Origin of the sequence: Streptomyces rimosus subsp. rimosus (genome assembly GCF_000720725.1) — a bacterium.
Taxonomy (GTDB): domain Bacteria; phylum Actinomycetota; class Actinomycetes; order Streptomycetales; family Streptomycetaceae; genus Streptomyces; species Streptomyces rimosus_A.
The window spans coordinates 1-25971 of record NZ_JOCQ01000115.1 but is presented as its reverse complement, the minus strand read 5'-3'; the positions used below and the strand labels follow the sequence as shown (position 1 = coordinate 25971).

Genomic DNA, 25971 nt, shown 5'->3' with positions numbered 1-25971 from the left:
GCTGCCACGGCGGGGCCCGCCCGCCCACCCCACCCCCGCGCGGATCACTGATCAGCCCGCCGGGTTGTACGCATTCCAGCGCATTGACCACCCGAGGGCGGTGCGTTTGCATCCTTCTGGGCCTCCGGCGCAGGGCCGGGGCGCACGCGTCTTCCGGGGGAAGCATGCCCGCTGCCGCTCCGCACCGAACGCATACCCACACCACTCACACCACCCACACCACCCGCCGCTCCGCCGCACCTGCCGGTCGCGCCGCCGCAAGGTACACCTTCAGCCGCGGCGTCGCTGCCCTGGCCGGCGCACTGGCCCTCGCCCTCCTGCCGAGCACCGTAGCCACCGCGGACGTAGCCCTCGCAGCCCCGACGGACTCCCCGCCCCGGCCCGGCACGCGCAGCCCCCACCAACAGACGCAGAAACGACACACCCAGCAAGCCTTACGCGCCACCACCACACCCCGCCTCGAACGCGCCAGCCTCACCGCCGACGGCGCCGAAGCCAACGACGCCTCCTGGGGCGGGGTGATCAGCGCTGACGGCCGGTACGTCGCCTTCACCTCGAAGGCGACCAACCTGACGCCGGACCCGCACAACCCCTACCTCCCCGTCACCTACGTCAAGGACCTGCGCACCGGCGCCGTCACCTTCATCCGCGACGGCCTGGGCGGCGTACGGATCAGCGCGGACGGCCGCTGCGTCGGCACCAACGACTTCGGAGCCCACGACCTCCAGGGCTTCGTCCACGACCTGAAGGCCGGCACCAGGCAAGCACTCGGGTCCGCCCGCGGCGGCAGCCGCATCACCGGCCTCAGCGGCGACTGCCGGTACGCCGCGTACACGGCCAACCCGCATCACCCCGCCGATCCGCAGCGCATCTACCTGCACGACCGCACGACCGGCCAGGACACCCTCGTCAGCCGCCCGCCGACGCCCGAGCAGTACGACATGTCCGACGGATCGCTCAGCGCCGACGGCCGCACCCTCGCCTACCGCGCCCACCGCCGCCAGGGCGACGGCCCCGACCGCGACGACATCATCGTCACCGACCTGCGCACCGGCAAGCACCGGCAGCTCGACGGCTCACAGGACGACGCCACCGCTGGTCTCGTCCAGCTCAGCGCCAACGGGCGGGCCGTGGCCTACACCGTCGGCTCGGACACTTACGTGCACGACCTGCGCACCGGCCGTACGACCCGACTCAACGGAACCTGGGGCCGGGCCCTGAGCCCGGACGGCGGACACCTCCTGTACGCGGACGCCAACACCGAGGCCCTGCGCCTGCGCAACCTGCGCACGGGCGCCGACCACCTGGTCGCCCCACAGGGGGGTGCCGAGCCCGGCGCGCTGACCGCGCATGGCCGAACCACCGTCTTCGCCACCGCCGTCGGCGATCTGGTGCCCTCGGACACCAACGGCGTGGCGGACGTCTTCGTCCGCCACCGGCGGTGACGCCCCCGTGAACTGACGGGGGCCGGAATCGTTTCACCTTGCCGGGAGGGCGCGGCGACATGGCGTACTCCAGTCGCGCCAACCATGCTCACCTGCGCCCCCGTAACGGCGGCGTCAGCCGACAGGATGTGCTGCTGCGGAAGCTGTTGCGGAAGCCCCACCCACCAGAACCGCCGCAGCCCCACCCACCGTGACCGCCGCCGCGCCGGGCGATACCGCCGGACACACCGCATACCTGCCGAAGCAGCCCTGGTCCGCAGCGAGCCGGGTGACAGCGAGCCGGGTGCCAGTGAGCGGATTCAGCTGCCGTTGTGCGATGGGCGGTCGCGGAGCGCGGCATTGGGGACCTGGCACAGCCAATGGCCTCTGGTGGCGCTCCAGCCGAGGAAGCGCCGAGTGCGGCCCTGGTCCGTGGCGCCGTCGCTGTCGAAGGCGCCGCCGTCGGCCACGAGTTGCAGCCCCGTGAGCGCGGGCGCGAGCCGGGCACCGACGTGCGCCGGGTGGCGGTCCGCCTCTGCCGCCAGTCCACCGATGATCCGCCGCTGCTGGTCCGGGGCGCACAGTGACAGGTGGAAGAGCATCTGCCGCCATGCGTACGCCGCGTCCTTGACCGTGGTCAGCGGGCGTGGGTTGCCGTGCACCCGGGCTGTCAGACGGCACACCGCAGCGAAGCACCGGCGCGCCAGATCGGGCCGGCCCGGCTCGGGGGTGATGCCCACCCGGTGCACCAGGGTGCTCAGATTGTGCGTGGTCAGGATCTGCGCCTGTTCGATCACCGCGCCGTTCGCCGCCACCGACCACGACGGTCCGGGGCCGCCTGTCCCGGCGCGCTCGGCGCACAGCCGCGCGAACCCGGGAGACGTCTGCGCCGCGTACCCGCGGGACGGTGTTCCGCCCGCTTCGCTGATCGCGAGGTCGCGTACGGCTGCGTAGTCGATGCCGTAGTAGCGCTCGTACAGCGTGCCGCCGAGCAGTTCACCGGCGACCTGCGCCGCCGCGAGAAACTTCGGGCTGAAGGTGCCCATGAAGATATCCGCGGCCAGCTCTTCGACCAGTGGTGCGTCCAGTTCGGCCTGGCGGGCGAGCACGCCGAGCTCGCGGACCAAGGCGTTGGGCAGGATCGTCGCGGGGAAGCCCTGCACGGCCAGCTCGCCCAGCTGTCGCAGCGTGCTGTACGCCGGCACGCGGGCCGTTTGGTGGCCGCGCCGTCGGGCCACCGCCCGTACCCAGGGCAGCTCCTCGACCCGCACCTGTCGCTGGAGGTGGGCCAGCAGCAGCGAACGGCGGTTGCGGAAAGCCCGGTAGTTCGCGGCCATCAGGGTGCGCAGCGCCTCGTCCTCGTACGCCTGCGCCGTGGTGGCCGCGACGAGCTGCGGCACCAGCTCGGCCAGCACCTCGGCCGAGGGAACCACGCCCCGGGCCACCAGCGTGCCGACCGGCGCGCTGAGCGTGGCCTCGACGCTCCGCCGGATCGCCGCCGGGACCGGCGCCCCGGCGGGCAGCCCGGTCTCCCGCGCCTCGTCCTCGGACACCGGGGCAACGAGCGGGCCGACATCGGCCGTTCCGACGTCCTGCGGAAGACCGGACAGCCGGCGCAGCACCAGCTGGGCCAGCGCGTGGTGCGAGGGCAGCGCCGCCTGCACCGCCTGCTCCCGACGGAGCGCGGTGTGCTGCTTCGAGCCGGGTCGCCCACGCCGCCGCACCATGGCGGTCACGGCATGCCGCAGCAGACCCAGGCGCCGCGTGTCCAGCGGACGCCCGGCGACGATCTCCTCCAGCGCACCGCGCAGGATGCCCAGATTCTCCTTGGGGCTGCGGTGTTTGCCGCAGTAGGTGTGGGCGGCTGCAAGCAACCGGTAGCGGTCCAGCAGGGCCGCACCGCGCTCGTACCAGTCGGCATCCGGGACCTGGTCGAGCACGCGGCCCGTCCCGGCGGTCTCCAGCCAGTGCGCGAGCAGTTCGTCGCCGAACGGCTGCCAGACCGCGAGCGCCTCCCGCTGCGCCTCAACAGCGCTGTTGGGCCGCCGCCGTGCCAGAGCACGGCCGGCTTCGGCGACCGTACGCCGGTGCACGGCGGCGGCGTCCGGAACCGGCCCCCTGGCAGGCCGGGGCGTGAACCGCAGTGTGCCCGCGAACGGCCAGAGCTCGTCGAGCAGGGCGAGAGCACCCGTCACGTCCCCGGAGCGGACCAGCCACGCCACGGTGAGCAGCGCGGCCTCCTCGGGCACGGTGACCTCGTAACGACCGCTGTCCAGCAGCGCGTACAGCCGGGCCAGACCGGGTTCGGTGAGGCAGTCGGCGAACAGTGCCCGGCGATCCTGCGGCACCCCGGCCCGGCGTGCGGCCTCCTGCTCGTACGGCTGGAGAGGGCCACCGGCGGCTGGGGTGCCCGTGGCGAAACCGCCGCGGACCACCTCCGGGGTCACCCAAACGGGGAGCCCGGCCACCGGCGTACGCGAGCCGATCCTCAGCCGGTCCTCGGCCATGCCCGCGAGCACATCCTGCCAGCGCTGTACGCGCTCCGCGGCTCGGCGGCGGGTCGCGGCATCCTCATGGATCAGCGCGGTCATGAAGGCTTTGTCCAACTGGCCAGCCGCGTAGGACGGGGCCACGGTGCGCGGCTGCTGATGGTCTGTGTCATGGTTCATAGGCCGACGTGGCAGGTCCTGCCCCTGCGCCCTCCGGGACCAGAGCCCGGCGCTCTGCTGCTGAGCTACACGTCGCTGCCCGGACACTAGATCACCGCTGACTGGTCGTACAACTGCGTTCTTCGACACTGAGCAGGCCACTACGGCGGCCTTCACGCCTACACGTCGGTGAGCAGCTGATCAGGACGTCCGAGCGAGCGCAGGCTCAAGCGGGCTCTCTACCGCCCCGCCCCGCCCTGCCCCGCTCCGCCCCGCCCTGCCCTGGTCGGCGGTGCCTCGTCGGCACCGGCTTGACTCTGACAGGGCTTACGGGCCCCGGCCCCCGGCTCCTGGCTGCCGGCTCCCGAGGACGGGTCCCGGGGGCACGCTCGTTACGATCGAATGTGCCTGGAGTGTCCGGGTATGCATGCCTTGTGGAGTGAAGCGTGAGCGATGAGATCCTGTCCGTCATACCGGCCGACCCGTACTGGCAGCCTGGCCAGGCCGCGGCTGACCGGTGTGCGGCACTCCTGGCTGATCCGGCATTCGGGGCCCGGCACGGTCAGGACGTCGAGATCGACGTGAGCTGGCACGACCCGCTCCGCGTCATCGACTGCGGTCAGAACCTGGAGAGGATCGGCTGCCCGCATTGCGGCGCAGAGATCGACCCCGGGCAGTGGTCCGATCTCGTCAGTGCCTGCTACGAGGACGAATTCGCCACCCTCGCGATACGTGCCCCCTGCTGCGGGACTGCCACCACGCTGGATGCGCTGGATTACGACTGGCCGTGCGGCTTCGCCCGCTTCCAGATCGCCATTCGGAATTCCGGCCGTGCCGGGTTCGCCGACGATGAAATGACCGCCCTCGCGGATGCGCTTGGACACCCCGTACGGCAGGTCAGAACCCGCATCTGACGAGCATGCTCCTCGCTACGTCAGAGCATCACCGGCCGTTGCTGCGAGTGCGACTTCAACAGAGGGCGTCTGAGAAGCCCCGATCACGTCGGCGGCAGCGATTAGGCGAAGCCTGCACCGGGGAGGTCGCGGTGGCAGTCGTCGGGCGGCGTCCCCGGGTTGGCGGTGCGCCGGTCGTGGGGCGTAGGACCTCAGCCCCATGTGTTTCCCGATCTTGCTGGCTAGCGTCGGCGATATGCAGAACAAAAAGATTGTTCCTCGCTCCGCGGTCGAACGCAGGCGCGAGACTTTGGACCGCCTTGCCACGGATCGGGACGTCTGGGTAGCGACAGCCCACCCCGATCACGGCCCCCACCAGATCCCCTTGTGGTTCTCATGGGATACGCAAGCGGTGTGGGTGTGCACGAGCGCGACGTCTGCGACCGTGCGGAACGTGCGTAAGGACCCGCGGGTGCGCCTGTCGCTGCCGGACACCTTCGATGTTGTGCTGCTCCAGGGGATGGCGGAGTGCTTCCCGGCTTCGGACGTCCCGAAGGAGGCGGCGGACGCATTCGCCGGCAAATTCGGTTGGGATCCGCGGGCGGAGGACGGTTCCTTCGTGTATGTGCGCGTAGTGCCGAAGGCAGTCCGTGCCTGGCGAGGGGAGGCGGAACTGCGTGGCAGGATCATCATGCGTGATGGTGCTTGGCTGGAGTAGTAATTGCCCAGGGCGGAGGCATCCGCAGAATTGACTGACGGGAGACCTGACGGGGGATTGGTGTGAGGCGGGCGGCTGTTTTGTGCTGGGCTCGGGTGTGTGCCGGTCGGTAGAAGCTGGCACCCGTCTCGATGTTATTTCCGCCGAAGGTCGGTCTGTCGACCACTGCTGCGCAGAGTCACGGTTCAGTGAGTATGTCGAAGTTCGACATCGCCGCTTCAGCGCCCAGCGCGTTGATCTGGGCCGGTCCGATGTTCGGTTCGGCCTCGAAGCCGAAAACTCCTGGGCCACCTGGCGCAATCGGTTTCCCGGCCTCTGCCACGATCCGTACCTCCCCTCGCGCGACCCGGACAGCTCTGTCGGGGAGATGGTGTCGAAACGGGGTACGACTCGTGTCCTTGCCCTTAGGGGAAGGGGCAGGGACACGGTCGCCAGGCATGTTCAGTTACATCCGGCCTGCACCGTCGCAGCCTCCTCCTCGGAAGCTGATGGCGCGGTGTCCACTTTGGCAAACCTGGTGAGCAGAACGGTCAGCCCGCCCATGAGCCCGATGGCACCCGCCACCCAATACGCCGCATGGAAACCTGACAACTGGTCGGCTGGATTCGCGGCACCGCCGCTGACACCGGCCGAAACTGCAACCAGGATCGCCAGACCGACGCTGTTGCCGATCTGCTGTGCGGTCACATTGACCGCACCGGCGACTCCATGCTGGTGAAGCGGCAGGCCCTCCAACGTGGCGGCTGTCATCGCGCCGAAACTCAGGCCCTGGCCGGTGCTCATGACCACGATGCCGGGAAGCATGTGCGTCCAGTACGAGCCGTCCTCGGGTGTATTCACCCACAGAGTGATGCCGGTTCCGATGAGAAGCAGGCCGACAGCCATCAGGGGCTTGTAAGCCGCCGGCGACATCAGACGTCCGGCGATCTGTGAGCTGATGATCACGACTACGCCCACGGGCAGGACGGCCAGTGCGGATTCGAATGGTGAGTAACCGAGTATTCCTTGCGCGTACAGTGGCGAGAAGAACAGCAGCCCACCGGCACCGGTGTAGAAGACGGCACCGGTGAGGGAGGCGGCCCTCACCGGGCGGCTGCGGAAGATGCTCATCGCAAGCAGCGGCTCCGTACGCCCCTTCTCCCACACGACGAAGCCCGCAAGCCCGATCACGGCCAACACCAGTGAGATCAAGACCTGTGCGGATCCCCACCCGACTTCACTGCCCTCGCTCACGCCGTATACGACCAGGCCTATACCCAGGGTGACCAGGATCGCGCCCGGGATATCCAGGGGGCGCGCCCGCCGCCGACCCGCAGGAAGCAGTGCCCGGACTCCCGCCAGGATCAGAACTCCGGCGAGAACACTGACGGCAAATACCGAGCGCCAGCCGAGGAAGTCGGTGAGAGCCCCGCCGACAACCAGCCCGGCGCTGAAGCTGGACCCGCCGGTCGCCGCATAGACCGCCAGCGCCCGATTCCGTTGCGGTCCTTCAGGAAAGAGCTGGCTGAGCAGAGCAAGCGACGCAGGGCCGGACAGTGCGGCACCGATCCCTTGCAATGCACGGGCCGCGATCAGTACCCCGGCAGTCGGAGCAAGTGCGGCGCCCAGCGAAGCCGCGGCGAAAAGCGCGACGCCCACTGCGAAGATCTTCCTGCGGCCCAGGACGTCCGCGACCCTGCCGCCGAACAGGAGGAAACCAGCGAAAGCAATGGAATAGGCGGTCATCGTCCACTGCAGCGTGGAGCTGTCAATGGCGTACTTATCACCGATGGAGGGCAGGGCGGCATTGATGACCGCAGCACCGCTGGTGTCCAGTGCCAGCGCCCCGGCAAGGAGAACGAGCGCCCACCGGCGTCGGCTTTCAGGGAGGCCGATATCCGGCACTGCCTCCTGTGATCTCGTGTCACGAAGCGTCACTTCGTACTCCGAAGGTTACCCAGGGAACTGTTGGAGTTTCGCCGAAGCCGCCTGCGAACGAACGAGAGCCGGCGGCAGGGCACGGGTGATCGGCGCGGCGCCGGGGCTCCGGACCGCGCTGCAATGCTCCTCATCACCCCTCGCCCACCACCGGACGCACGGCCACCGTTTCGTCGATGTGCTTCGCCAGCCGCCCCCGTAGCTCCTGGAGCGCGGCGATCCGGTCATCGAGCGTGGCCAGCCGGTCGGTGGCCAGGTCCAACTCCTCGGCACAGTACGGAGAGTGCCGCAGCGGCGCGTCCAGGCAGCCCTTCTCCAGGGCGGGGCGGACGTCCTCCAGGGTGAGCCCCGCGTCCAGGAGATCCTTGATGTTCGCAACCCGTACGGCATCCAACGGGGCGTACGCGCGGTAGCCGTTGTCGGCGCGCTGCGGGGCCAGCAGGCCCTGCTGCTCGTAGTAGCGCAGGGATCGAGGACTGACGCCGGTAAGGTCGGCCAGTTCTCCGATCCGCATCTCGATCTCCTTCAACATGGTGGAACGCTAGAACCCTGACGCTAGCGGCAAGGTCAAGTAGGTGAGTACGCCGAGCGGCCGCTCCCGGGTGGGAACGGCCGAGGCGGGGGGCGGGAGTAATCAGCCGCTGATACGTAGGACGGTCGTCGGCGGATCATGCTTCTCCAACTGCCGCGATCCTCGCGGCTGCCGGGCGAAACAGCTCATCCTGCAGGCGAAACAGCTCATCCATCCTGACCGCTTCCGGGGCGACCCGCGCGCTGTTCGCGTTCCATCTGCCATCCGACGTCATGCCCCGCCGGGCTGGGTCGGCATGGACGACCCCGTAGGGCTTGGTTCGGGCCGTCGCGTGGCGGGCGTGGAAGAGGCCCCAGCGCAGTAGTCGGCGGCGGGTGATGTCGGGTGGCGAACCGTTTCGCCAGTGCTCGTGGAGCCGTGACGCCGCGCCGTCGGTCGCCGGGCGCCGACCACGGCCACGGTTTCATCGCCGACAGATACCGCCCCCGCCGGCCCTGCCGACCCCGCTGGCCGGCCCGGGGCCGAACAGCCGGCCGGCTCGTCGGGGCTCCGCAGCTCCGGCCCGAGAGCTGCCGGGCTGCTCTAGTGCCGCATCAGGCAACGTTCGCCCTGTAGTGCCTCAGATCGGATGCCGCAGGTCTCGACGAACGCGACGTCTGAAATCCGCCAGCACGCTCACGGTCGGTCGGACGAGGATCCGTTCATGACCGCTGAAACGCACGGCATCCGCATCCGGCATCGCGGGCATGAACCGCAGATCCATCCCACCGCCTACGTCGCCCCGACGGCCACGCTGGTCGGTGATGTCCGCGTGGGGCCGAGGGCGCGGGTGATGTACGGTGCGGTGCTCGATGCCGAGGGGTCCCGTATCGAGGTCGGGGAGGCGGCGGTGATCTGCGAGAACGCGGTGCTGCGCGGGTCTGCGGTCGCCGGCGATCAGCCGGTGCTTGTCGGCGACCACGTCCTCGTGGGGCCGCATGCCACGCTGCTGGGCTGCGAGCTCGGCAGGTGCGTCTACGTGGCGACCACGGCGACGGTTCTGCAGTGCGCACGGTTGGGGGCCGGCTCGGTCGTCGCTGTCGGCGCACTCGTCCATGCGCGCACCGTTCTGCCGGACGAGTACTTCGTGCCGCCGCACACCGTGGCGCTTGACGCGCCGGTGCGGCTGCTGCCCCCTGGTGATCCGGGCTTGGCCGAGGCCGTCGGCCGGGTGGGCTTCGCTCAGGTGGCGTTCGGTGTCGACGCGGAGTGGGCCGACCGGATCAACCGGTACGAGCAGATCGCGGAGGTGCGCGTTGCCGAGTTCGGCGCACACGCGGACGATGAGGTTCTGAATCTGGGCTAGCGCCGCATCAGTGACCCTTGTGCGGTGCTGAGGTGACGCGGGGTCCGGATTCCACTGCGGCGGCGCGCGTCCGGCACGCTGTGCTGGTGGCCGAACGAGTAGGTCTCCGCGAGATCGATGACGACGAGGGCCGGCGGCTGCTGCGGATCATCCGCAGGGGTACCGGGGCGGTGGCGGCCTGGCGGTGGGCCCAGTTGGTGCTGCTGTCCGCGCAGGGCATGCCCGTGGCGAAGATCGCCGAGGTGACGTTCACCAGCGCAAACCGGGCCCGGGATGTGCTCCACAACTTCAACGCCGACGGATTCGACTCGCTCTACCCGAAGTACAAGGGCGACCGGCCCAAGACGTTCACCCTCCCAGAACGCCGTCAGATCAAGAAGATCGCCAAGTCCAAGCCGGCCGAGCACGGCCTGCCGTTCTCGGCCTGGAGCCTGGCCGAGTTGGCCGACTGCCTGGTCGCCTTGTGCCTGGACGAGTTCGATGCCACTCAACCTCCAGTCCCAACCCGGCCGGCAATGGATTGAGTGCGGCGGGAAGCACAAGGACCCGGACCGGGAACCCCGCCCCCGCCGACGGGTGACCTACACCCGCCCGCATGGGGTTCGCCACCTCTTCGCCGCCTATGACCTGGATCGGGACAGGCTCTACGGTCACATCAAGCCGAAGAAGAACCGGAACAGGTTCCTGCAGTTCTGCCGTTACTAGCGCAGCCCCCACCCGGCCGCGATCCGGATCGCGATCGTGCTCGACAACTTCGCCTACCCGCCGACCAACAGCTCCTGGCTCAACCGCATCGAGGCCCAGTTCACCGCCCTGCGCTACTTTGCATTCGACGGCACGGATCACGCCGGCCACAAAGAGCAGGGCAGCATGATCCGCCACTACATCCTCTGGCGGAACAAGCACGCCGCCGACGAACGCCTCCGCGAGGTAGCCGACAGGGCGAACGTTGCCTGATGCAGCACTAACTGGCCTTGCCTGGCTTCCAGTCGGGGCGCCCGGGTATGGACGGCGTGGTTCTTCCGTAGAGCCAGCTCTTGAAGTACGGCGTGAGGCCTTGGCCGGAGACGCGGTTGGCGACGTCTATGTAGTCCTGGGTGCCGGCCGAACGGCCCTGGTACGTACGGTAGAAGGTGCTCTCGATCTTTCGGAAGGTCGTGTCGCCGACCTTGTTGTGCAGCCCGTAGAGCATCAGGGCGCCGGGCGCGTCCATGTTGAAGAGCAGGCTGGTGGCCTTCTTTCAGCCGTCCGGGCGGTCCGCCCGCGGCACGCTGCCGTGCACCGGTCACCGCGTCGCCGACCGCACACCGGCAGCCCCGCCGCCCTCCCCAGGCAGGTCGAGGAAGCCACCATGGCAGCGCCCGCCGACCCCTCTCAAAACCAGAGCTCTTTCAGAACCGGAGCCGTTTCAAAACTGGAGCCCTTCTATGCCGAAGCATTCGCCAGCGCCGTCATTCCGGCCCGGATCACCACGGTGTCGCGCGTGGTCCGCGACTTCGCCGGCCTGGCCGCCTGGCAACCGGCTGTCGCAGGCTGCGTCCTGGCAGATACCGGAGCCCCCGACCGCGTCGGTTGCGTCCGCACTCTGTCCATGGCCGACGGAAAGACCGTGGTGGAATCCCTCCTGGCACTGGACGACCGCACACGGTCCCTGACATACGGCATCGTCAGCTCCCCGTGCCCAGTGCAGTCCTACCGGGCCACCCTGCGAGTTCTGCGGGACGTCCGAGGCCGCGACCGACGCCCTGTCAGTCCGGGGTGACCAGTTCATGGCGATGCGTCCGGATGCCCTCTCAAACGCAGGCGACGGGCGGAGGCCGGTCTCGTGTGGCTGGGCAGCCGCGCCCGCGGAGAACTGCCCGCGTGCTCGGCCGCGACGCCTCGGCGTGGTAGGCGGGTGCGCTCCGGAGGCGGGGTGTCGGCCAAGGCTGCGGGTCGTGTTTCCACTGGGACGACGCAGTCCAGTCGGCGGCGACCCAGCTGACGCTTGTCGACAAACGTCGCTGATGCTGCTCTGGATTGCGCTCACCCGATGACAGGTGCCGACGAGCGCCGACGTTGGACCGGTCTTTGCCGTAGCCGTACCTGTACCTGTACCTGTACTCGTAGCCGTACCTGTACCCGTTCTGTGACGTGATCGGCACCGGCCCGCGGTCCGCCTCCCGCTAGCGTCGGGCCCATGATCGTATGGCTCAACGGCACCCACGGCGCAGGCAAGACGACGACCGGTGCACTTGTGCAGCAACTGATCCCGAACTCACGAGTGTTCGATGCCGAGAAGGTCGGTGAGACACTCATGGACATCACGCCGGGGCTGCCCTGGACGGGCAACTTCCAGGATTGGCCGCCGTGGCGGCCTCTCGTGGTCGAGACCGCCCGCCGCGTCCTCGACTACACCGGTGGCGTTCTGGTGATGCCCATGACTGTCCTGGTCGAGCAGTACTGGCGCGAGATCAGCTCGGGCCCTGCCCAGCACACCATTCCCGTACGCCACTTCGTTCTCCACGCCGACCAGGACACCCTCCGTGGACGCATCGAGGGGGACACTCATATGGGCCCCTCCCCATTCCGCCTCAAATACCTTGAGCCCTACGCCGAGGCGGCCCGCACGTGGCTGCACGGCGAGGCCGAGGTCGTCGACACCACGCACCTCACGCCCGCTCAGGCCGCTGTGCGGATCGCGGAGGCCGTCAAGAACTGAGGATTGATACCCGCTATGCGTTACCAGGCAGTGAAGTGGGCAGGTGGGTATTCCGGTGGATGGGCGGCGTACCGACCGCCGACACCCCGGCCTCATCCACCGGGAACAGCCGAACCGTCGCCCCCGGCCTGCCCGGACGCAACTTCCTGCATCACGCTTCAGGAGCGGGTGGCGGTCGCGCAGCCGTTGTCCGTGGCCGTCGTGCCGTCGCTCGCATCGATCGGCTTGCTGCGGTCGTACGGATCGACCTGGCGGGCCGTGTCGGCGGGCTGCTTGTCGGCTGTGCCGAAGGGTGGCACGAAGTAGCCGGTGGGGCCGGAGCAGCCGCCGTTGGTCATGTCGAGCGCGTACGAGACGAGGGACATCGTGCCCGGTTCGGTGATGACCTTGGCCGGATTGTCCCAGCTCATCACTACCTCGCGCCGTACGATCGTACGGACGACCTCGGCGTCCCGCCCGCCGTCGCCGGCTGCCGGGGTGACCGGGTACACGAAGGTGACGTCCGCTGTCACTTCGAGCGCCCCTCGTTTCCCCTCCCGGTACGTGAGACGGCCGCGCGTCTTGACCACGTCACCGACCAGCCGGGCCTGTTCCGGCCGGAAGCGGCTGAACAACCGCAGCGGGTCGGCCCCGGCAGCCGGCGCCGGCGACGACAGGGCGCTGCGGAGGTAGTCCTGGACGTCCTTCTGGTGCGGGTTCAGCAGCGCGATCGCCTGAGTGGGCCGCTCGCCGCGCAGTACACCGCCGTCGAGCCCCGCAGCCACCAGGAAGTCCCGGCTGTGCCGTAGTGCCTGCTCGACCTGGGCGGCGTCCATCCAGCCGGTCGCTTTGGCCTGCGGCACCGTGATCCCGGCCGCCCCGTCGGCCCAGCGGGCCGCAGGCGAGCCCCTGAAAGGTTCGGCCAGGGTCGGGCGCAGACCGGACCCGGCGCCGGGCGCCTCTCGGGGGCTTTCAGACTCGGTGGCCAACGGCACCCCGTCCTGCCTGCCCTCGTCGCCGCCGAACCAGCCGACGAGCTGCTGCGGGAAGAGCGCCACGGCCAGCAGAGCCACGGCCGCCAGTCCCATTACGTACCAGACTGCCTTGCGCCGGGGCCGGGCCGGCGAGTACGAACGCCAGCCCTCCGGCTGCCCGGGACGCTCCCGCAGCCGCCGGTCCACCTCACGGGCGCGTGCCGACGGCTCCACAGGAGCGCCGGGCGCACCGGCCACCGACTCGCTAAGGAACCGTTCCCACTCCTCATCGGACACGGACGAACCGTCCTGCCCCCCAGCCCTGCTCACAACGCTCTCCCGTTCCCGCTCGATCGCTCGACATCTGATGTCGCGATCTCCCGACCGGATCAGCAGCTCGGCTACGTACCGGTCCATTCAGAATTGCCTGCATGATCGCATGAACAGACTGTCGGCCTGGCGGTGCGGTCGGTGAATTGCCAGGTCACCGCGCCGATTGCGGGACCTGAGGGGTGCCCGGCGAGGAAGTGCCTCCGCGGGCCGCATGGGAGGCCCTGTGCGGCCCGCCGGGCGGCTGCAGCGCGGATGGTCGTCAACGAAAGCTGGAGATGCGGCAGTGGCCCGCCCGGTCCTTGACGGATGCCCCCGGGCTACGGGTAGTCGTCGTTCTGGGCATGAGCGATGCGTTGCCCGCCGGTGCCGAGGGTTCGAAGGAGCGGGCCAAGGCGTGCGAGGGGAGGCTCGGGCAGGTGGGGCCCTGGTGTGGGAGCTGGGCGCCGCCACTGCCGCTCGTCGACAACTACGTGCAGTTCATATGAGAGCTGACGGTTCCTGTCCGCTTCTGCCTCCTGGAACGTCGCGTCGGCCTCCATGCCGGAAGTACCCGCGTAAACGCAGGCCTCAGCGGGGTCTTCGCACACCGCTCCGGTTACGGAGCGGCGGCAGGCTGTCGCTCAAGGACCAGCAGCGACGCAGCAATCCGGACGGCCGGTCAGTGAGCCGGATGTCCTGGTAGCTGAGTGGCTGAGCGGCTGCGGACCGACTCGGCGGTGACCGGGGCGGAGATCGCCCGGCGGTTGGCCATAGCCGGGTATCCGCTGGAAGTGCGTACGGCCCAGCGGTTGGTGAAGGGGACGCGCAGTTGAATCGTCGGCGTCGACCTTTGCAGCACGGAGGTTGAGACGTTCGCCATCGCCTATGAAACGGTACAGGGCAGTCGTCACGATGCCGGTAATGGGTGCCTAACTACCGCCTAATCGGCGTCCAACGCTGCTAGTCTGAGGTTATGGCTGGTGACAAGAGTCCGAGTGTGGAGTCGTTGTTGGAGGAGGCGCGGCTGGCGGCTGCGATGCCGTCTCCGGAGGAGCGGTTGCGGTTGCGGACGGCGGCGAAGCTGTCGCGGACGCAGGTGGCGCAGGCGTGTGGGGTGGGGCGTCAGACGGTGGCGAACTGGGAGGCGGGTAGTGCTGAGCCGGCGCCGCCGGCGCGGTTGATGTACCTGCGGCTGCTGGAGGGCCTGGCCCAGCTTCACCCCGCTCCCGTCGAGACGCCCGAGGCCGCTGCCGCTCCGGTACCTATGCCGCCGGCGGCCGCGGTGCCGCATTTCGCCGAGGCGTACAGCGCCTTCGGTCCTGACGGCCTGGTGGTCCAGGGCGAGACGGCCCCGTGCCTGCGTTGCGGTGCCCCCACCCCTTATAAGGCGACCGACGGGCGGTCGCTGCATCCGGGCGGCTTCTGCCCGGCCCCCACGGCGGCACCGACACCGACCGCGGCCACGTCGAGGACCGCGGCCACGTCGCCGACCGCGGCCATGTCGATGGCCGTCGCCGCGGCGGCGGCTCCTCCCGCGGCCCCCGCGCCTGAAACGGCCCCGGTCTCTTCGCCGGCCCCGGAACCGGGGGAGGGGACGAGTCCGGCCGCATTGGCGGTGCAACATGCGCAGCGTCACCAGTCCCAGCGCCGCGCCCGCTCTGCCGCCCGCGCCCAGGCGGATACCGAGCAGCTCATCGTCCGCGCGGTGCGCACCGAACTGGACGAAGCCGAAGGTGACGCTGACGCGGCGACGGCCGCGTTGATCAAGCGGGCGATCCCCGACGTGATGGCGCTGTTCGACGAGACCCGCGCCAACGCCCGCTATGACTACACCGCTTACCCGGCCCTGCCGGACATCCTGCACAAGCCGAAAAAGGGCGACCCGGACCTGATCTGGGAGGCGCGCCCGAACTGGCGCCACCCCGACTACCGCCGCCACCCCGACGGCGCCCTCCACGTCACCGCCTTGGACGTCAACGCCGCCTACCTCTCGGCGATGAAGACGTGGCTGCCGATCGGCAAGCTGGAGCACTCCACCGACGGCGTCCACGACCGCAAACGCGCCGGCGTCCACCTGATCACCCCACCCGCCTGGGAACACCGCGACCTGCCGAACCCGCTCGGCGACCGTGACGAACCGGGCCCCCTGTGGGTCACGGAATCCACCCTGCGCCTCCTGCTCCGCCTGGCGGGCCCGAAGTACCGGCTCCTGGACGAGCCGCCGCACATCCACGAATCCTGGACCAGCGGCGCCACCGAGAACTTCCTCGACGCTCTGCGCGTGCTGCTGGCCGGCGCCCGCACCAAGGCCATCGAGACCGGGGACGACGTCACCGAGGCGTACGTGAAGGCGATGTACGCCAAGTTCGTCTCCACCCTGGGCGAATCCATCCACAACCGTGAAATCATGCGTCCGGACTGGATGCACCTGGTGCGCTCCCAGGCCTTCGCCAACCTGTGGAACCGCGCCTACAAGGCCCACCAGGCCGGCCTGACCGTGATCAGCGTCATGGGCACCGACGAGCTGCACGTCGCCGGCGACTGGCGCCCCGTCTTCCCCGAAGGCCGCGCCCTGGGGGAGATGAAGGTCAAGACCGACCGCGACGGCGAACCCGTCACCTACACCGTCACCGCCCCTGACGGAGGCCGATGATGGCCGGCCGGTGGATGGAACTGGGCCGCTACAACGCCGACGGCATCGGCGGCGGCGACGCCCTTGGCCTGGGCATCGAACGTATGGTCACCGGCTTGCAGTCCTCGCCCCACTCCGAGCGGGGCATCGCCGCCCGCCTGCGCTACCTGACCGCCTCCGAAGCCGGCTACACCGCCATGGAACGCGCCGGCATCAGCGTCACCGCCCGCACCCTGTACGCGTGGCTGGCCGAGGAACGCTCCCCGAACCCGGCCAACCGCTTGAAGCTGGACGTGGCGTACTGGGACCTGCGCCGCCGCAACGTGGCCGCCGACCTCAAACGCCGCCTGATGTCCCGCGGCGGCACCCGCGTCGAGATCAACCCGGTCGACCAGACCCGCGTCGAAGGCCGCCACCAGCGCGACCTGGCCACCCGCCGCCTGTCCGTCCGGCCCCGCGTCTGGGACGCGGCGGTCGACGCCTGGCTGGCCGACGACGCCGAGGCCCTGGACCGGATCTGGGACGACCTGATCCCTGACCTCGGCTCCGACTACGACGCCTACAGCAACGTCTCCTCCATCGGCTGGGCCGCCTGAAGACCGGCCGCGGAACGCGGGGCCACATGCCACCAAGGGCATGTGGCTCTGTCGCATGTCTGGTGTTGCCGGGGAGGCTGCTATGACAACCGGCGCAGGCCTCGGTGAACCTTAATGAGGGCGCGTTCGTACGTCAGCGAGGAGGCCGTCCATCTGGAGGGGGAGGAGCACCGGAGACCGGCTTCGACCCCCTTCTTCCGGACCACGGATCCGAGGGATTCGCCATGAGGGGGCCGGTGTGTCTATCGCGATGGCCCTGCGCGGCGTCGTCTGCCCCGTGGCCGGCCGGATCCCCGCCCTGCGGGCAGAGGCGCGCTGGTACAGGTACAACCCGAACGGCGCGGACGCCGTCGCGGCGACGACGGCCACTGGCGCGGCCCGGGAGCGCACGGCCGAGAACCTGCTCGCGGTGCGGCTGGAGCAGCTGTGCGAGCAGGCTGCCGCCCGGGCCGGGACGACCACGGCCGCGTCGAGGACGAACCGGATGCCCGAGCCGGCCTCCAGTGCCCTCGATGACAGCACGGACAGGGCGGGGCTCGCATGACGAGCGGGCTGAGCGGTGTCGACCTCGCGCGCCAGGAGCTGGTCGCCACCAGGGAGGCGGCGAAGAAGAACGGCGCCCCCGGAAGGGAAGCCGAAGCGGCGCACCAGCACGGCGCTACGACGCCACGGCCGCGGTCCGTTCAGGCTCGGTGCGGCGATCGGCATGATGATGTCCGAGCGCGGCATGGTCGACTCGGTAGTCGGCGACAGCGTCGTGGCGCAGCCCGACGGCATCATCACCGCCGCAGCGTCCGAGCTCACAGGGCACGTTCTAGCCGGGGGCGGTTCACCTCTGCCTGTGCAGAGAGCATGTGTCTGAGAACCAGGCGCCAGCAGTTCACCTCCGCTCGCGCGGAGTCGCCCCAGGGCTCGGCGCCCGCCGCACGGACATGAGCAGGACGCTGACGCGAGCACGCTCCGTTCTCTCGGGCAGATGTACGGCCGCGTTGCCGAGATAAGCCCCTTCTGCCGAAACTGTCCCCATGAACAGGACGACGAGAGAAGCACTACCGGAGGGAGGACTGGTTCTGACCGTACCTGGCGGCCGACCGGGCCCCTCGCTGCGCTTCGAGCGAGCGGCCGGCCACCAGTGGGCTCTCCGACAAGGCGAACACACGCTGATCGAGGCCCGGCCGGAGGGTGACGGCTGCTGCCACGACCTCCACCTGCGCCGCCTGCCCGGCTACCGTTCCCCGCTGCCGCCCGTGAGCGCCGCGACCATGAGAGCCGGAAGCAACTGGGCCCATCGGTATGCGCGGTGGCTGGAGGACACCGAGTGCGGCCCACTGCACCACGGGCGCTGGCGGCTGTCCCGACGGACCGCCTTCGCACCAGGCATCTGGAGCTGTGACCTCGTCCGGGACTGGCCGGACACCACCCTGGAACTGCTCTGCGGAGGCGGCTGGCACGGCGTCCTGCCGCTGCGACCGCTCCGAGCACCGGACACTGCCCGCGTGAAGGCGTACCGCAAGCACGCCCGCGAGAACACCCTCGCCCCCGTCCTGCTGTGGTGGGTGTCCTTCCTGGACGGCTGGCTGCTCCTCGACGGCCACGACCGGGCCGCGGCCGCGCTCGCGGAAGGCACCCAGCCGGTCTGCGTGGAACTGGCCCGCCTGCCGGATGACGCCGACTGGCAGGCGAGCGCTGCAGAAATCACCGAGGCACACGAGCAACGGATCACACGTCTTACTGCGCACCCCGCAGGTCCGCACACCGCACGCCAGCGGCAGGCACTGGAACGCAGCTACGCCGACGTCCTCTCCAGCCTGCCGTACGACCCGGCCGCCACACCGGTCTTCGAACGCTCCAGTGAACGACGTCGCGCGGAGCGCCCTGGGCGTACCGAACGGAAGATACGGCCGTGAACCCGGCGCTTAGGGACAGCACCGTACTGTGGAGTACTCACAAGTAAGCCTGGCCGGCGACGGGATCAGCAACACACTCCGTGAGGACGAGCACCAGGGGCGGCCCCTGTCTCCTGGGAGGCGGCGGTGCTCAGGCAGCCCAGCCGCCGGTGTTCCCGGCGCGTTACGCCACCTCGCGGATCGCGCGCTTCAGGAGAAACGGAACAGCTTGGTGGTGAAGGGGAGCCGCTGAGGCCCACACTGCTCGGCCGGTGCGGCCGGTGAAGTGCACGAAGGTCGACCAGGTCAGAACCGAGCCGTCGACGGAGAGGACGTTGCGAGCGGTGAGCAACGGCGAACCTGCTTTCAAAGTGATCGAGCTGGGTCCGGTCGTCGTGATGGGCCATCCCAGCACGTGCTGGGGCACGCGGCGTGGGCCCAGACGCAGGCCGAGCCCGCCGCGCCAGCCGGCATACAGGCATCGCTGCAGGGCGGCGGGCGCTTCTTCGAAGACGGCCCGGGCCCATGCTTCGGGGGATCGCGACGGCAGGCCCGCAACCGGTGCCGTAAATCGTGATGCGTAGTGGGCACCGTTCAAGTCAACTGCGGTGCGACGCACGGGCAATACACGCGAAGAAGGCATGAACGGATGGTAAGGGAACATCGGCGCGGCGGACTCCGGCTGCCGTCATCCGCGTCGGAAGTGGGGCTCCTGCGGCTGCGACACCATTCAGCTCGGCTCGCCGCTCCAGCAGTACGGCTTGGCTGCGCAGGGTACGGAGGGTTCCTTCCGTTTCTGTCCGTGCGACGTACGTGCCGACAGGGCGTGCACGGCGGCATCGCGAATATGCTCTGCGCATCGGCGAAGGCAATCGCGCGGGGACAGGCCGAACCGCCTTCCTGCCTGCATCCCTCAGCGGAACAGGCAGCCCCTGGTATTCCAGCGGTAAATCGTGATCTTCATGTCTGATTCGTGAAGTGTCGGCGGCAATGGCTGGCCGGGGCTCGGGACTGGTGGGCTTTTCAGTCTTCACACACCGATGGCTAGCGGTGGCATTATCTGTCTCTCAGCCGCTTCACCGGCGAGATCACGGTTTACCGCTGAAGTGCGAGGTCGCGCTGATACCAGGTGCCTGGCTTGCCACCGAGGCTGGCAGGATCGGCGGGGCCAACCGGGACCATCGCCGCGGTCGGAGACCGACGCAGAAAATAGGCGCGGCTCGCCAGCTCGAAGGCCAGGACCGCTGGGGCCTAACCAGGTTGCAGCCCCTTCAGCTCGTGCATTGCCCAAGTCTGCCCAGACAGTGCGCTGAGGCCGCATGGGTTTCGCGGCGGATGACAGACCTACCCAAGACCACGCTACGTAATGACCTACGGATCGTACGGCCGAGAGCTCCTCGAAGCAGGAAGGTGCGGATGTGCCGCGAGTCCTGCCTGATGGGAGGTGAGCCAGTGGTTCGCGGGGGGAGGGTCCCGCGGCCGTGCGGTGACCTCGAGGTGATGGCGGGCCGGGCGCGGTCACGGACCTGGTCGGCCGACGGCTCGGTCGCGGCATGCCCCGGTCCAGCCCGTGCTCCGACGCCCGCTGCGACGAGGGCACCCTGATGAACACCGGCGACGTCTGCGGACGCTGCGCGGGCCTGCTCACCGACCGGCGCCAGCGCCGCGCCCACGTCGCGGGGCAGGTGCGCGTCGAACTGCCCGACGCCGACTCCCAGACCCGTCGGCGGACCACGGAGCACTGGTTGCGCGAGGTTGTGACTGCGGAGTTGGTCCGGGTCGAGCTGCGCTGTTGGGAGACCGCTGAGGCCGAGGTGTTCCGTGCGGCGACTGCGCAGCGGGTCCGGGCCGAGGCGGAGGCCGCTGATGAGGCCCGCCGCGCCGGCTGTGTCAGCGGTGTGGTGCGCCGGAGGCGGGCGGGCTGTGCTCGGTGCGTCGCGATGGGCAGGCCGTGGAGGATCACTTGGACGAAGCGATGCTCTGCGCGGCCGTTGCCACCGTCGGCTTCGACGATCCGACCGCAAGGAAAGCCCACTGCTAATTCAGGGCGCGAATCAGCTGAGGAGAACATCTGCATCACGTAAGGCGGGAAAGGAAGTGTCGAACTCGCCAGAAGCAGAGCGCTGACGCATACCGAAAGAAGAGCAAGGCAACCGCTGCGTCGGATTCAAATTTCCTGGAAGGCAAGAAGACCCCAATGCCTGCGGATCACGACCACGCTTTTTGTCCGGAGCGTACGTCATGCGGAGCCGTGCATTCGGGGACTCCTCTGCGAGGGCTGCAACACAGGCCTCGGCGCATTCGAAGGCGATTTGAACCGCCTTCAGTCAGCCATCGACTACGTGAGCGTCACCGCGCGAGTGGACCGACGCAGCGCACATAACGTCTTCGGTGAGCCGCCCCGTCGTTCTGCGATCTGCTGGGCTGATTGTCCGGTCTCATTCAAGGTGCGGCAGGGAAGGAACTGACCTGCGGTACCTCGGGTTCAGCGAGACGACGCGTGACCGCTGTCCCGCTTGAGGTGAGGCATTGGCTGCTTGCTGCACCAAGGTGACGAGCCCCCCGGTAGCCACCAGAATGCGGAGCCGACCGAGTGTCCTGGCGGGGGCCTCAGTCGCTGTGGGCGACCGGCTCGGGATCCGCGGCGTCGAGCGCATCGAGCACCGCGTCGCCGTTCGCCCTCGCCCACTCGGTCAGCATGTGGATCGGCTCGATCAGCGTCGCCCCGAGCGGGGTGAGCTCGTACTCGACGCGGGGCGGCACCTCGACGTAGGCGTGGCGGCGGACGAGCCCGTGCGCCGAGAGCCGCCGGAGCGTCTGGGTGAGCATCTTGCGGGAGATGCCGCCGATCAGCTCGATCAGTTCGCCGTGGCGCACCGGGCCCTTGCTGAGGCCGTAGAGCACGACCACCGTCCATTTGTCGGCGATCAGCTCGACCGCCAGCCGCGCCGGACAGTCGGCGAGAAAGGGATCACCGGGACCAAAACCGCTCATGGCGCCGAAGGTACCCGCGCCCAAGGTTACCTGCTGGTTCCTGTCGGAAACCTAGCCTGGGTTCTCCCCCTCCTCCCCTTCCGTAGCCAGGAGAGTCATGCGAGTCATCACCCAGCAGATGCTCGGCGGTCCCGAAGTGCTCACCATCGTGGACGCGCCTGAGCCCCGGCCCCTTCCGACCGAGGTTCTCGTCCGCGTCAAGGCGATCGGGCTGAACCCGCTGGAGGCGCGCCTGCGCGCCGGCGAATTCCCGCTGATCGGCCGGCCGCCGTTCATCCTCGGCTGGGACATCAGCGGCGTGGTCGAGGACGCATCGGGAACGTGGCGGTTCCGGCCCGGCGACGAGGTGTTCGGGATGCCGCTGTTCCCGCGGGCGGCGAGCGCGTATGCCGAAATCGTGTCGGCGCCGGCGCTGCACCTGGCACGCAAGCCGGCGTCGCTCTCGCACGTCGAGGCGTCGGCTCTGCCGGTCGTCGGGCTGACGGCGTGGCAGGGTCTCGTCGACCTCGGCGGCGTGACCGAGGGCGACCGCGTACTGGTCCACGGCGGCGGTGGGGGCGTCGGCCACGTCGCGATCCAGATAGCGAAGGCGCTCGGCGCACACGTGATCACGACTGCCGGCGGGAGCAAGCGGACGTTCGTCGAGAGGCTCGGCGCCGACGAGGTGATCGACTACACGGCGGCCGACTTCACCGAGGCGGTCCGCGACATCGACGTCGTACTCGACACGATCGGCGGCGACACCGCCGAGCGCTCGCTCGACATGCTCCGCCCTGGCGGTCACCTGGTGACCGCGGTCGCCGACGAGGATGCGAAGCTCATCGCCAAGTACGAGGCGGCCGGCATGCGCTTCAGCGGCATCGCGGTCGACCCCGATCCCGTCGCCCTGCGAGGTCTCGTCGAACTCGTCGAACAAGGCAGGCTCCGGGTCCACGTGCGGGAGACGTTCCCGTTCGAACGTGTTGCCGACGCACATCGGTTGCTCGACGCCGGTCACCTCCAGGGCAAGCTCGTCCTCACCGTCTGACCCCGTCAGGGGCCCTCGTGCGAGCGCGGCCCGCGGCGGTGTTCGTGGCAGAGGCGTCTCAGGATGACCGAGACGCCGCACCAGATGCCCGGTATTGAGCGAGACATGCAGCCAGATGCTTCACGACGACCGCGACTGCCTCAGCTCCACAGAGACGCGCCAGCAGGAAGAAGTCGTACTCACCGACCGGTAATCTTCTTGGCCACCGCATGACGGATCTCGCTCACTTTCCCCCCCATCCGTGATGCGACCGCATTTCGCCGAAACACGGCCCTCAGCGGCCGCGGTGAGCCCTACAAGGCCGGACGATGATACTGCCGACCACTGACACCCCGCTCGCCCGTGAAGTCCAATGCACCATGCCGCCGCGAGTTCAGAGAAGCGATCCGCCGACCGAAAAGCTGCACAAGATTGGCAACGCGTGCCCTGTGGCCCTGGAACGTCAGCGTCGGGGCAAGCTGGGTGAGCTTTTCTTTTACCTTCGGGCGTGACGCAGAGCGACGAGGGTGAGTTCGCGTTTGACGGATTTCCCGTTATCCCGGCACCGGGATAACGGGAAACTGATCAACGGCCGATATCTTGCTCCGGTCCCAGCTCGTCCTCATGTGCGCGAAGCGCCACTGCACCGTGTCCAGCGTGAACCGCAAGCTCGCCGCGGACAGCCCGTCCTACACATTCCATGCCCGAGGCGGCGTCGATGTCGCTGACCGCCTGGTCACCACGCGTCCAGCCGTACCGCACCGGTCCGCGCCGAGCCGCATGGTCGGCCCTGGGCCTATCCGGCCGTCTATGACCTGGTCAGACGGCTACGGAAGCCCACCGGTATCGCGCTCGAGCTCCACCAGTACCGGCACACCTACGCCACCTGGCTGCTGCGGCGCGGGCTGGGCCCGCTGACGCTGTCTGCTATTGCGTTCACCGGCTTCCTTCTGCAAAAACGCAGAACAAGGCCCCCTTGCTGCGCGTCGGCATGGAAAACGTCAAGGAACTCCTGGGGCATGCGTCAATCAGCACCACGATCGACACCTACGGTCACCTGACCGTCGAGGACGCTCGCCGAACGCTGGGAAAGCCGACTGGTTCACCGGGCGGGGGAGGCGCGGCTGTGAGCGTTGCTGTCCTCCCCTCCCCGGTCGGGACGGCACGGGTTGCGGGGAAGTTGTTGGGTACGTCCGATCCAATCTCCGTACCGAGGCCTACCTTCCCGCCCCGGATAACCGCTCTTCCGCTCCTCCCGGTGGCGCGGTCTCGGACTGCGACCGCGTGACGGCTCAATGGCGGTGTGGAACGGACACGTCATCCGGTGGCACAAATGTGGGCGCCCGTCGATGCAGGAGTTCCCCGCCGACCCCGGTCGCCCGGTCCGCGCCCGCAGGGAACTGCTGGCCTGCACGGTCGACGGATGTCGTTTCGACGTCCACGGGAAAGGGCTGTGCGCCCGGCACTACAACCGGTGGGCGAGGGCCGGCCGCCCGGCTGTCGCAGAGTGGGATGCACCGGCTCTGCCTGGGGCGGGCGACCCGATCGAGTGCCGGCGCCGCCTTGGACCACGTACTCCTGTGAGGGCGAGTCGTCGGGAATTGCGTAACGCACTGCGTAGATCGCGCCCGAACCGGGCGGTGTCGCCGCTCCGGGCCCGACCATTGCTCCAAGAACCCGATAATCCGAGACTTCACGGCTCGAGAACCCCATGACGCTGGTGACAAGGACTCCAAGGGTCCGAAGGGCCGGGAAAGAGATTTCATGAAACTGCGCCGCGCTCTGTCGGCTTCGATCGCGACGGCTGCCCTGCTCCCCATGGTGGTGGCCGCCGCGCCCGCCTCCCAGGCGGCACCTGCCGCGGAGCTCCCGAAGTGCTCCGATGTCGGGCAGCCTCACAACGATACGCTCGTGGGCCGTACCTCCGGCATACCTGCGACGATCACTCTCGGCACCCACTGGACGACCTACACCGCCACGCTCACCAACACCTCGGCGAAGGAGCTGAAGTCGTTCGGGCTCAGCGCCAGGACGGGCAGTTATATCTACAACCCGGGCGAGCGCGACCTGAGCCCGTACAGCGATCTGCAGTACTGGGACACCTCGCAGCGTGCCTGGAAGACGCTGCGGGATGCCGAAGGAAAGGCCCGCGGCCCTGTCCCCGGGCCGAAGACGCTGAAGCCCCGTGAGTCCGTCCACGTAAAGCTCCGGTTCAGGGTGGGCAAGGACCTGCCCCTGGACCAGACGTACCAGGGGTACACCGGCCTCACCGGCACCTTCGCCGACCGCTACAACAACACGGACTGCACGGTCCACAGTTACGCCGAGGGTGAGTTCTATCCCCCGCAAGGCTGAAACCTGTCGGGCGGCCCACCGCCACCGCGGCGCACCGCACCGCCCCCCACCCGGTGCTCGCCCGACAGCACCGCACAGCGGGTGCGGCACGGCTTGAAGACCACACAAGAGACACGTACGAGCGAGGAAGACCATGTTCAGGGTGAAGAAGACCGGGATGAAGACCCGGGGCGGCCGGGTGGCCGTGATCGGTGCACTGAGCCTCGCCTCAGTGGCGCTGGCCGCCGCACCGGCAGCTGCCAAGGGCGGTGTGGAGATCACGGCACCGCACACGGCGCCCGTCGGCAAGACCTTCACGGTCGCGGCGCACGCAGACGACGACGCCTCCGACTACCTGCGGATATGCCTGGAGAACCGCACCGGCGGACAGGCCTGGCACCAGCTGGCCTGCGGCGCCGTGGCCGAAAGGGGCACCGACGCCAAGGCGACCGCCCACGTCAAGGCCGCGCACCGCGGCGCCCAGCAGTACCGCGCGGTGGTGTACGGCCTGCTCAGCCCGAACGACCGCCACCCCGTACGCCAGCGGACCTCCGGGCCGGCGACAGTGAACATCCGCTGAACGCCGCTGTCGTGAACCCCGGTCGATCGCCTTCCCCGGAAACCACCAGGCTGCTCAACCGCCACAGGACCGGACTTCTGGCCGCGGCGGCCATCCGCACGCCGGCCGCCGCGGCAGGTCTCCGGGCGGTCCCGGCCGCACAGGCCGCCACCCCGGACGGTGCCGGATGCCGCCACTCCTACACCAGCTGGGGCACCCCCTCCCAGGGGCAGACTGGTCCCGAGGGCCGGGCCTGCAAGAACGGCTGGTGGGTGGAGCCGGACGGGCAGCCGTACTGACAGGCGCCGCCTGCCGCATGCGTCCCGCTGCGCCACGCGGGGCGCATGCGCGCCGCACGGCCCTGCTGCTGCAGACCCCTTGCGCGTCAAACAACCCGCCGGGCCATACCAAGCAACCGGAGCTTTCCCTGTACGAGAGCAATGAGTGCGGTCCCTCGGGCGGCACGTGCAACATGACGGCGGCATCGCAGTGCTGTACCGCTATGGTTTTCGCCCCTGGCC

General features: G+C 69.2%; 24 protein-coding genes, 1 tRNA gene and 2 pseudogenes. 17 read left to right on the top strand and 10 right to left on the bottom strand.

Annotation, left to right across the window (positions count from 1 at the left end; all coding sequences use genetic code 11):
- Positions 1 to 164 precede the first annotated feature (164 nt).
- On the top strand, positions 165 to 1445 hold the full coding sequence (locus IH45_RS0136465; protein ID WP_050515439.1) for a TolB-like translocation protein: 1281 nt from the start codon (positions 165 to 167) through the stop codon (positions 1443 to 1445).
- Positions 1446 to 1744: 299 nt separating this feature from the next.
- Here the strand turns inward: IH45_RS0136465 and IH45_RS0136460 are convergent, their stop codons facing one another.
- On the bottom strand, positions 1745 to 4093 hold the full coding sequence (locus IH45_RS0136460; protein WP_050515438.1) for a hypothetical protein: 2349 nt from the start codon (positions 4091 to 4093) through the stop codon (positions 1745 to 1747).
- Between the two features lie 3 nt (positions 4094 to 4096).
- Positions 4097 to 4168, bottom strand: a tRNA-Gln gene (locus IH45_RS0136455).
- A gap of 350 nt (positions 4169 to 4518) precedes the next feature.
- Between IH45_RS0136455 and IH45_RS0136450 the strand changes: the two genes are divergently transcribed.
- Together IH45_RS0136450 and IH45_RS0136445 are read left to right on the top strand one after the other, a co-directional pair.
- On the top strand, positions 4519 to 4986 hold the full coding sequence (locus IH45_RS0136450; RefSeq protein ID WP_030678957.1) for a hypothetical protein: 468 nt from the start codon (positions 4519 to 4521) through the stop codon (positions 4984 to 4986).
- A gap of 235 nt (positions 4987 to 5221) precedes the next feature.
- The gene (locus tag IH45_RS0136445; RefSeq protein ID WP_030678955.1) at positions 5222 to 5683 is read left to right on the top strand and encodes a pyridoxamine 5'-phosphate oxidase family protein; all 462 of its coding nucleotides are present in this window, start codon (positions 5222 to 5224) and stop codon (positions 5681 to 5683) included.
- A 178-nt stretch (positions 5684 to 5861) separates the two neighbouring features.
- Here the strand turns inward: IH45_RS0136445 and IH45_RS1000000149575 are convergent, their stop codons facing one another.
- The 3 genes from IH45_RS1000000149575 to IH45_RS0136435 form a co-directional block, all read right to left on the bottom strand.
- Complete coding sequence (locus IH45_RS1000000149575; RefSeq protein WP_199810758.1) at positions 5862 to 6005, bottom strand: hypothetical protein; 144 nt, start codon at positions 6003 to 6005, stop codon at positions 5862 to 5864.
- Between the two features lie 119 nt (positions 6006 to 6124).
- Positions 6125 to 7600 (bottom strand): MFS transporter, encoded by a 1476-nt coding sequence (locus tag IH45_RS0136440; RefSeq protein WP_050515437.1) that lies wholly within the window; start codon positions 7598 to 7600, stop codon positions 6125 to 6127.
- 133 nt (positions 7601 to 7733) lie between these two features.
- A complete protein-coding gene (locus tag IH45_RS0136435) occupies positions 7734 to 8132 on the bottom strand; it encodes a MerR family transcriptional regulator (protein WP_394298734.1) in 399 nt (132 codons plus the stop codon).
- Between the two features lie 703 nt (positions 8133 to 8835).
- On the opposite strand from IH45_RS0136435, the gene IH45_RS0136430 reads away from it, so the two are divergent.
- Both IH45_RS0136430 and IH45_RS1000000150895 read left to right on the top strand, forming a co-directional pair.
- Positions 8836 to 9477: a gamma carbonic anhydrase family protein gene (locus tag IH45_RS0136430; RefSeq protein WP_030678946.1), complete on the top strand. Its 642-nt coding sequence runs from the start codon at positions 8836 to 8838 to the stop codon at positions 9475 to 9477.
- Positions 9478 to 9563: 86 nt separating this feature from the next.
- Positions 9564 to 10434 (top strand): annotated as a pseudogene (locus IH45_RS1000000150895) (helix-turn-helix domain-containing protein).
- Between the two features lie 7 nt (positions 10435 to 10441).
- Here the strand turns inward: IH45_RS1000000150895 and IH45_RS0136420 are convergent.
- Positions 10442 to 10690, bottom strand: a complete 249-nt coding sequence (locus IH45_RS0136420) for a hypothetical protein (RefSeq protein WP_030678944.1) — start codon at positions 10688 to 10690, stop codon at positions 10442 to 10444.
- Positions 10691 to 10828: 138 nt separating this feature from the next.
- Here IH45_RS0136420 and IH45_RS1000000147310 point away from each other — a divergent pair, with 138 nt between their 5' ends.
- Together IH45_RS1000000147310 and IH45_RS0136415 are read left to right on the top strand one after the other, a co-directional pair.
- Positions 10829 to 11239, top strand: a complete 411-nt coding sequence (locus tag IH45_RS1000000147310; protein ID WP_078897954.1) for an SRPBCC family protein — start codon at positions 10829 to 10831, stop codon at positions 11237 to 11239.
- 417 nt (positions 11240 to 11656) lie between these two features.
- A complete protein-coding gene (locus tag IH45_RS0136415) occupies positions 11657 to 12178 on the top strand; it encodes a P-loop nucleotide/nucleoside kinase family protein (RefSeq protein WP_030678939.1) in 522 nt (173 codons plus the stop codon).
- A 158-nt stretch (positions 12179 to 12336) separates the two neighbouring features.
- On the opposite strand, the gene IH45_RS0136410 is transcribed toward IH45_RS0136415, so the two are convergent.
- Complete coding sequence (locus tag IH45_RS0136410) at positions 12337 to 13428, bottom strand: hypothetical protein (RefSeq protein WP_030678936.1); 1092 nt, start codon at positions 13426 to 13428, stop codon at positions 12337 to 12339.
- A gap of 377 nt (positions 13429 to 13805) precedes the next feature.
- Between IH45_RS0136410 and IH45_RS0136405 the strand changes: the two genes are divergently transcribed.
- The 5 genes from IH45_RS0136405 (at position 13806) to IH45_RS1000000149565 (ending at position 18578) form a co-directional block, all read left to right on the top strand.
- Positions 13806 to 13949 carry a hypothetical protein gene (locus tag IH45_RS0136405; protein WP_158813391.1) on the top strand — a complete coding sequence of 48 codons (144 nt, stop codon included), beginning with the start codon at positions 13806 to 13808 and terminating at the stop codon, positions 13947 to 13949.
- Between the two features lie 467 nt (positions 13950 to 14416).
- Positions 14417 to 16096 carry a helix-turn-helix domain-containing protein gene (locus tag IH45_RS0136395; RefSeq protein ID WP_030678929.1) on the top strand — a complete coding sequence of 560 codons (1680 nt, stop codon included), beginning with the start codon at positions 14417 to 14419 and terminating at the stop codon, positions 16094 to 16096.
- Entirely contained in the window at positions 16096 to 16671 is a 576-nt protein-coding gene (locus IH45_RS0136390) for a hypothetical protein (protein WP_030678926.1), read from the top strand. Before IH45_RS0136395 ends, IH45_RS0136390 begins: the two co-directional genes overlap by 1 nt.
- A 238-nt stretch (positions 16672 to 16909) precedes the next feature.
- Positions 16910 to 17215 (top strand): hypothetical protein, encoded by a 306-nt coding sequence (locus tag IH45_RS0136385; protein ID WP_050515436.1) that lies wholly within the window; start codon positions 16910 to 16912, stop codon positions 17213 to 17215.
- Between the two features lie 481 nt (positions 17216 to 17696).
- Complete coding sequence (locus IH45_RS1000000149565) at positions 17697 to 18578, top strand: hypothetical protein (protein WP_050515435.1); 882 nt, start codon at positions 17697 to 17699, stop codon at positions 18576 to 18578.
- 163 nt (positions 18579 to 18741) lie between these two features.
- On the opposite strand, the gene IH45_RS1000000147305 is transcribed toward IH45_RS1000000149565, so the two are convergent.
- Positions 18742 to 19200 carry a DUF2867 domain-containing protein gene (locus tag IH45_RS1000000147305; RefSeq protein ID WP_078897955.1) on the bottom strand — a complete coding sequence of 153 codons (459 nt, stop codon included), beginning with the start codon at positions 19198 to 19200 and terminating at the stop codon, positions 18742 to 18744.
- A gap of 452 nt (positions 19201 to 19652) precedes the next feature.
- A pseudogene (locus tag IH45_RS1000000150370) lies at positions 19653 to 19745 on the bottom strand (GNAT family N-acetyltransferase); the annotation flags it as partial.
- 935 nt (positions 19746 to 20680) lie between these two features.
- Here IH45_RS1000000150370 and IH45_RS1000000151140 point away from each other — a divergent pair.
- The gene (locus IH45_RS1000000151140) at positions 20681 to 21025 is read left to right on the top strand and encodes an endonuclease domain-containing protein (RefSeq protein ID WP_078897953.1); all 345 of its coding nucleotides are present in this window, start codon (positions 20681 to 20683) and stop codon (positions 21023 to 21025) included.
- Between the two features lie 142 nt (positions 21026 to 21167).
- Here the strand turns inward: IH45_RS1000000151140 and IH45_RS0136365 are convergent, their stop codons facing one another.
- The gene (locus tag IH45_RS0136365; protein ID WP_030678917.1) at positions 21168 to 21551 is read right to left on the bottom strand and encodes a winged helix-turn-helix transcriptional regulator; all 384 of its coding nucleotides are present in this window, start codon (positions 21549 to 21551) and stop codon (positions 21168 to 21170) included.
- 97 nt (positions 21552 to 21648) lie between these two features.
- Between IH45_RS0136365 and IH45_RS0136360 the strand changes: the two genes are divergently transcribed.
- From IH45_RS0136360 to IH45_RS1000000149065, 4 genes are all read left to right on the top strand, one after another.
- A complete protein-coding gene (locus IH45_RS0136360; RefSeq protein ID WP_030678915.1) occupies positions 21649 to 22578 on the top strand; it encodes an NADP-dependent oxidoreductase in 930 nt (309 codons plus the stop codon).
- 1743 nt (positions 22579 to 24321) lie between these two features.
- Entirely contained in the window at positions 24322 to 24912 is a 591-nt protein-coding gene (locus IH45_RS0136345; RefSeq protein WP_030678912.1) for a hypothetical protein, read from the top strand.
- A gap of 133 nt (positions 24913 to 25045) precedes the next feature.
- Entirely contained in the window at positions 25046 to 25471 is a 426-nt protein-coding gene (locus tag IH45_RS0136340) for a hypothetical protein (protein WP_030678909.1), read from the top strand.
- 11 nt (positions 25472 to 25482) lie between these two features.
- Positions 25483 to 25749 (top strand): hypothetical protein, encoded by a 267-nt coding sequence (locus tag IH45_RS1000000149065; RefSeq protein ID WP_158813389.1) that lies wholly within the window; start codon positions 25483 to 25485, stop codon positions 25747 to 25749.
- Positions 25750 to 25971: the final 222 nt, after the last annotated feature.

Bases quoted from the DNA above. Each gene is read 5' to 3' on its own strand.
- IH45_RS0136345 (WP_030678912.1), top strand. From the start codon at position 24,322: ATGAAACTGCGCCGCGCTCTGTCGGCTTCGATCGCGACGGCTGCCCTG.
- IH45_RS0136435 (WP_394298734.1), bottom strand. From the start codon at position 8,132: ATGTTGAAGGAGATCGAGATGCGGATCGGAGAACTGGCCGACCTTACC.
- IH45_RS0136420 (WP_030678944.1), bottom strand. From the start codon at position 10,690: ATGGACGCGCCCGGCGCCCTGATGCTCTACGGGCTGCACAACAAGGTC.
- IH45_RS0136360 (WP_030678915.1), top strand. From the start codon at position 21,649: ATGCGAGTCATCACCCAGCAGATGCTCGGCGGTCCCGAAGTGCTCACC.
- IH45_RS1000000147305 (WP_078897955.1), bottom strand. From the start codon at position 19,200: ATGCCTTCTTCGCGTGTATTGCCCGTGCGTCGCACCGCAGTTGACTTG.
- IH45_RS0136395 (WP_030678929.1), top strand. From the start codon at position 14,417: ATGGCTGGTGACAAGAGTCCGAGTGTGGAGTCGTTGTTGGAGGAGGCG.
- IH45_RS0136465 (WP_050515439.1), top strand. From the start codon at position 165: ATGCCCGCTGCCGCTCCGCACCGAACGCATACCCACACCACTCACACC.
- IH45_RS0136445 (WP_030678955.1), top strand. From the start codon at position 5,222: ATGCAGAACAAAAAGATTGTTCCTCGCTCCGCGGTCGAACGCAGGCGC.
- IH45_RS0136430 (WP_030678946.1), top strand. From the start codon at position 8,836: ATGACCGCTGAAACGCACGGCATCCGCATCCGGCATCGCGGGCATGAA.
- IH45_RS0136390 (WP_030678926.1), top strand. From the start codon at position 16,096: ATGGCCGGCCGGTGGATGGAACTGGGCCGCTACAACGCCGACGGCATC.
- IH45_RS0136460 (WP_050515438.1), bottom strand. From the start codon at position 4,093: ATGAACCATGACACAGACCATCAGCAGCCGCGCACCGTGGCCCCGTCC.
- IH45_RS1000000149565 (WP_050515435.1), top strand. From the start codon at position 17,697: ATGAACAGGACGACGAGAGAAGCACTACCGGAGGGAGGACTGGTTCTG.
- IH45_RS0136415 (WP_030678939.1), top strand. From the start codon at position 11,657: ATGATCGTATGGCTCAACGGCACCCACGGCGCAGGCAAGACGACGACC.
- IH45_RS0136365 (WP_030678917.1), bottom strand. From the start codon at position 21,551: ATGAGCGGTTTTGGTCCCGGTGATCCCTTTCTCGCCGACTGTCCGGCG.
- IH45_RS0136340 (WP_030678909.1), top strand. From the start codon at position 25,046: ATGTTCAGGGTGAAGAAGACCGGGATGAAGACCCGGGGCGGCCGGGTG.
- IH45_RS0136405 (WP_158813391.1), top strand. From the start codon at position 13,806: ATGAGCGATGCGTTGCCCGCCGGTGCCGAGGGTTCGAAGGAGCGGGCC.
- IH45_RS1000000147310 (WP_078897954.1), top strand. From the start codon at position 10,829: ATGGCAGCGCCCGCCGACCCCTCTCAAAACCAGAGCTCTTTCAGAACC.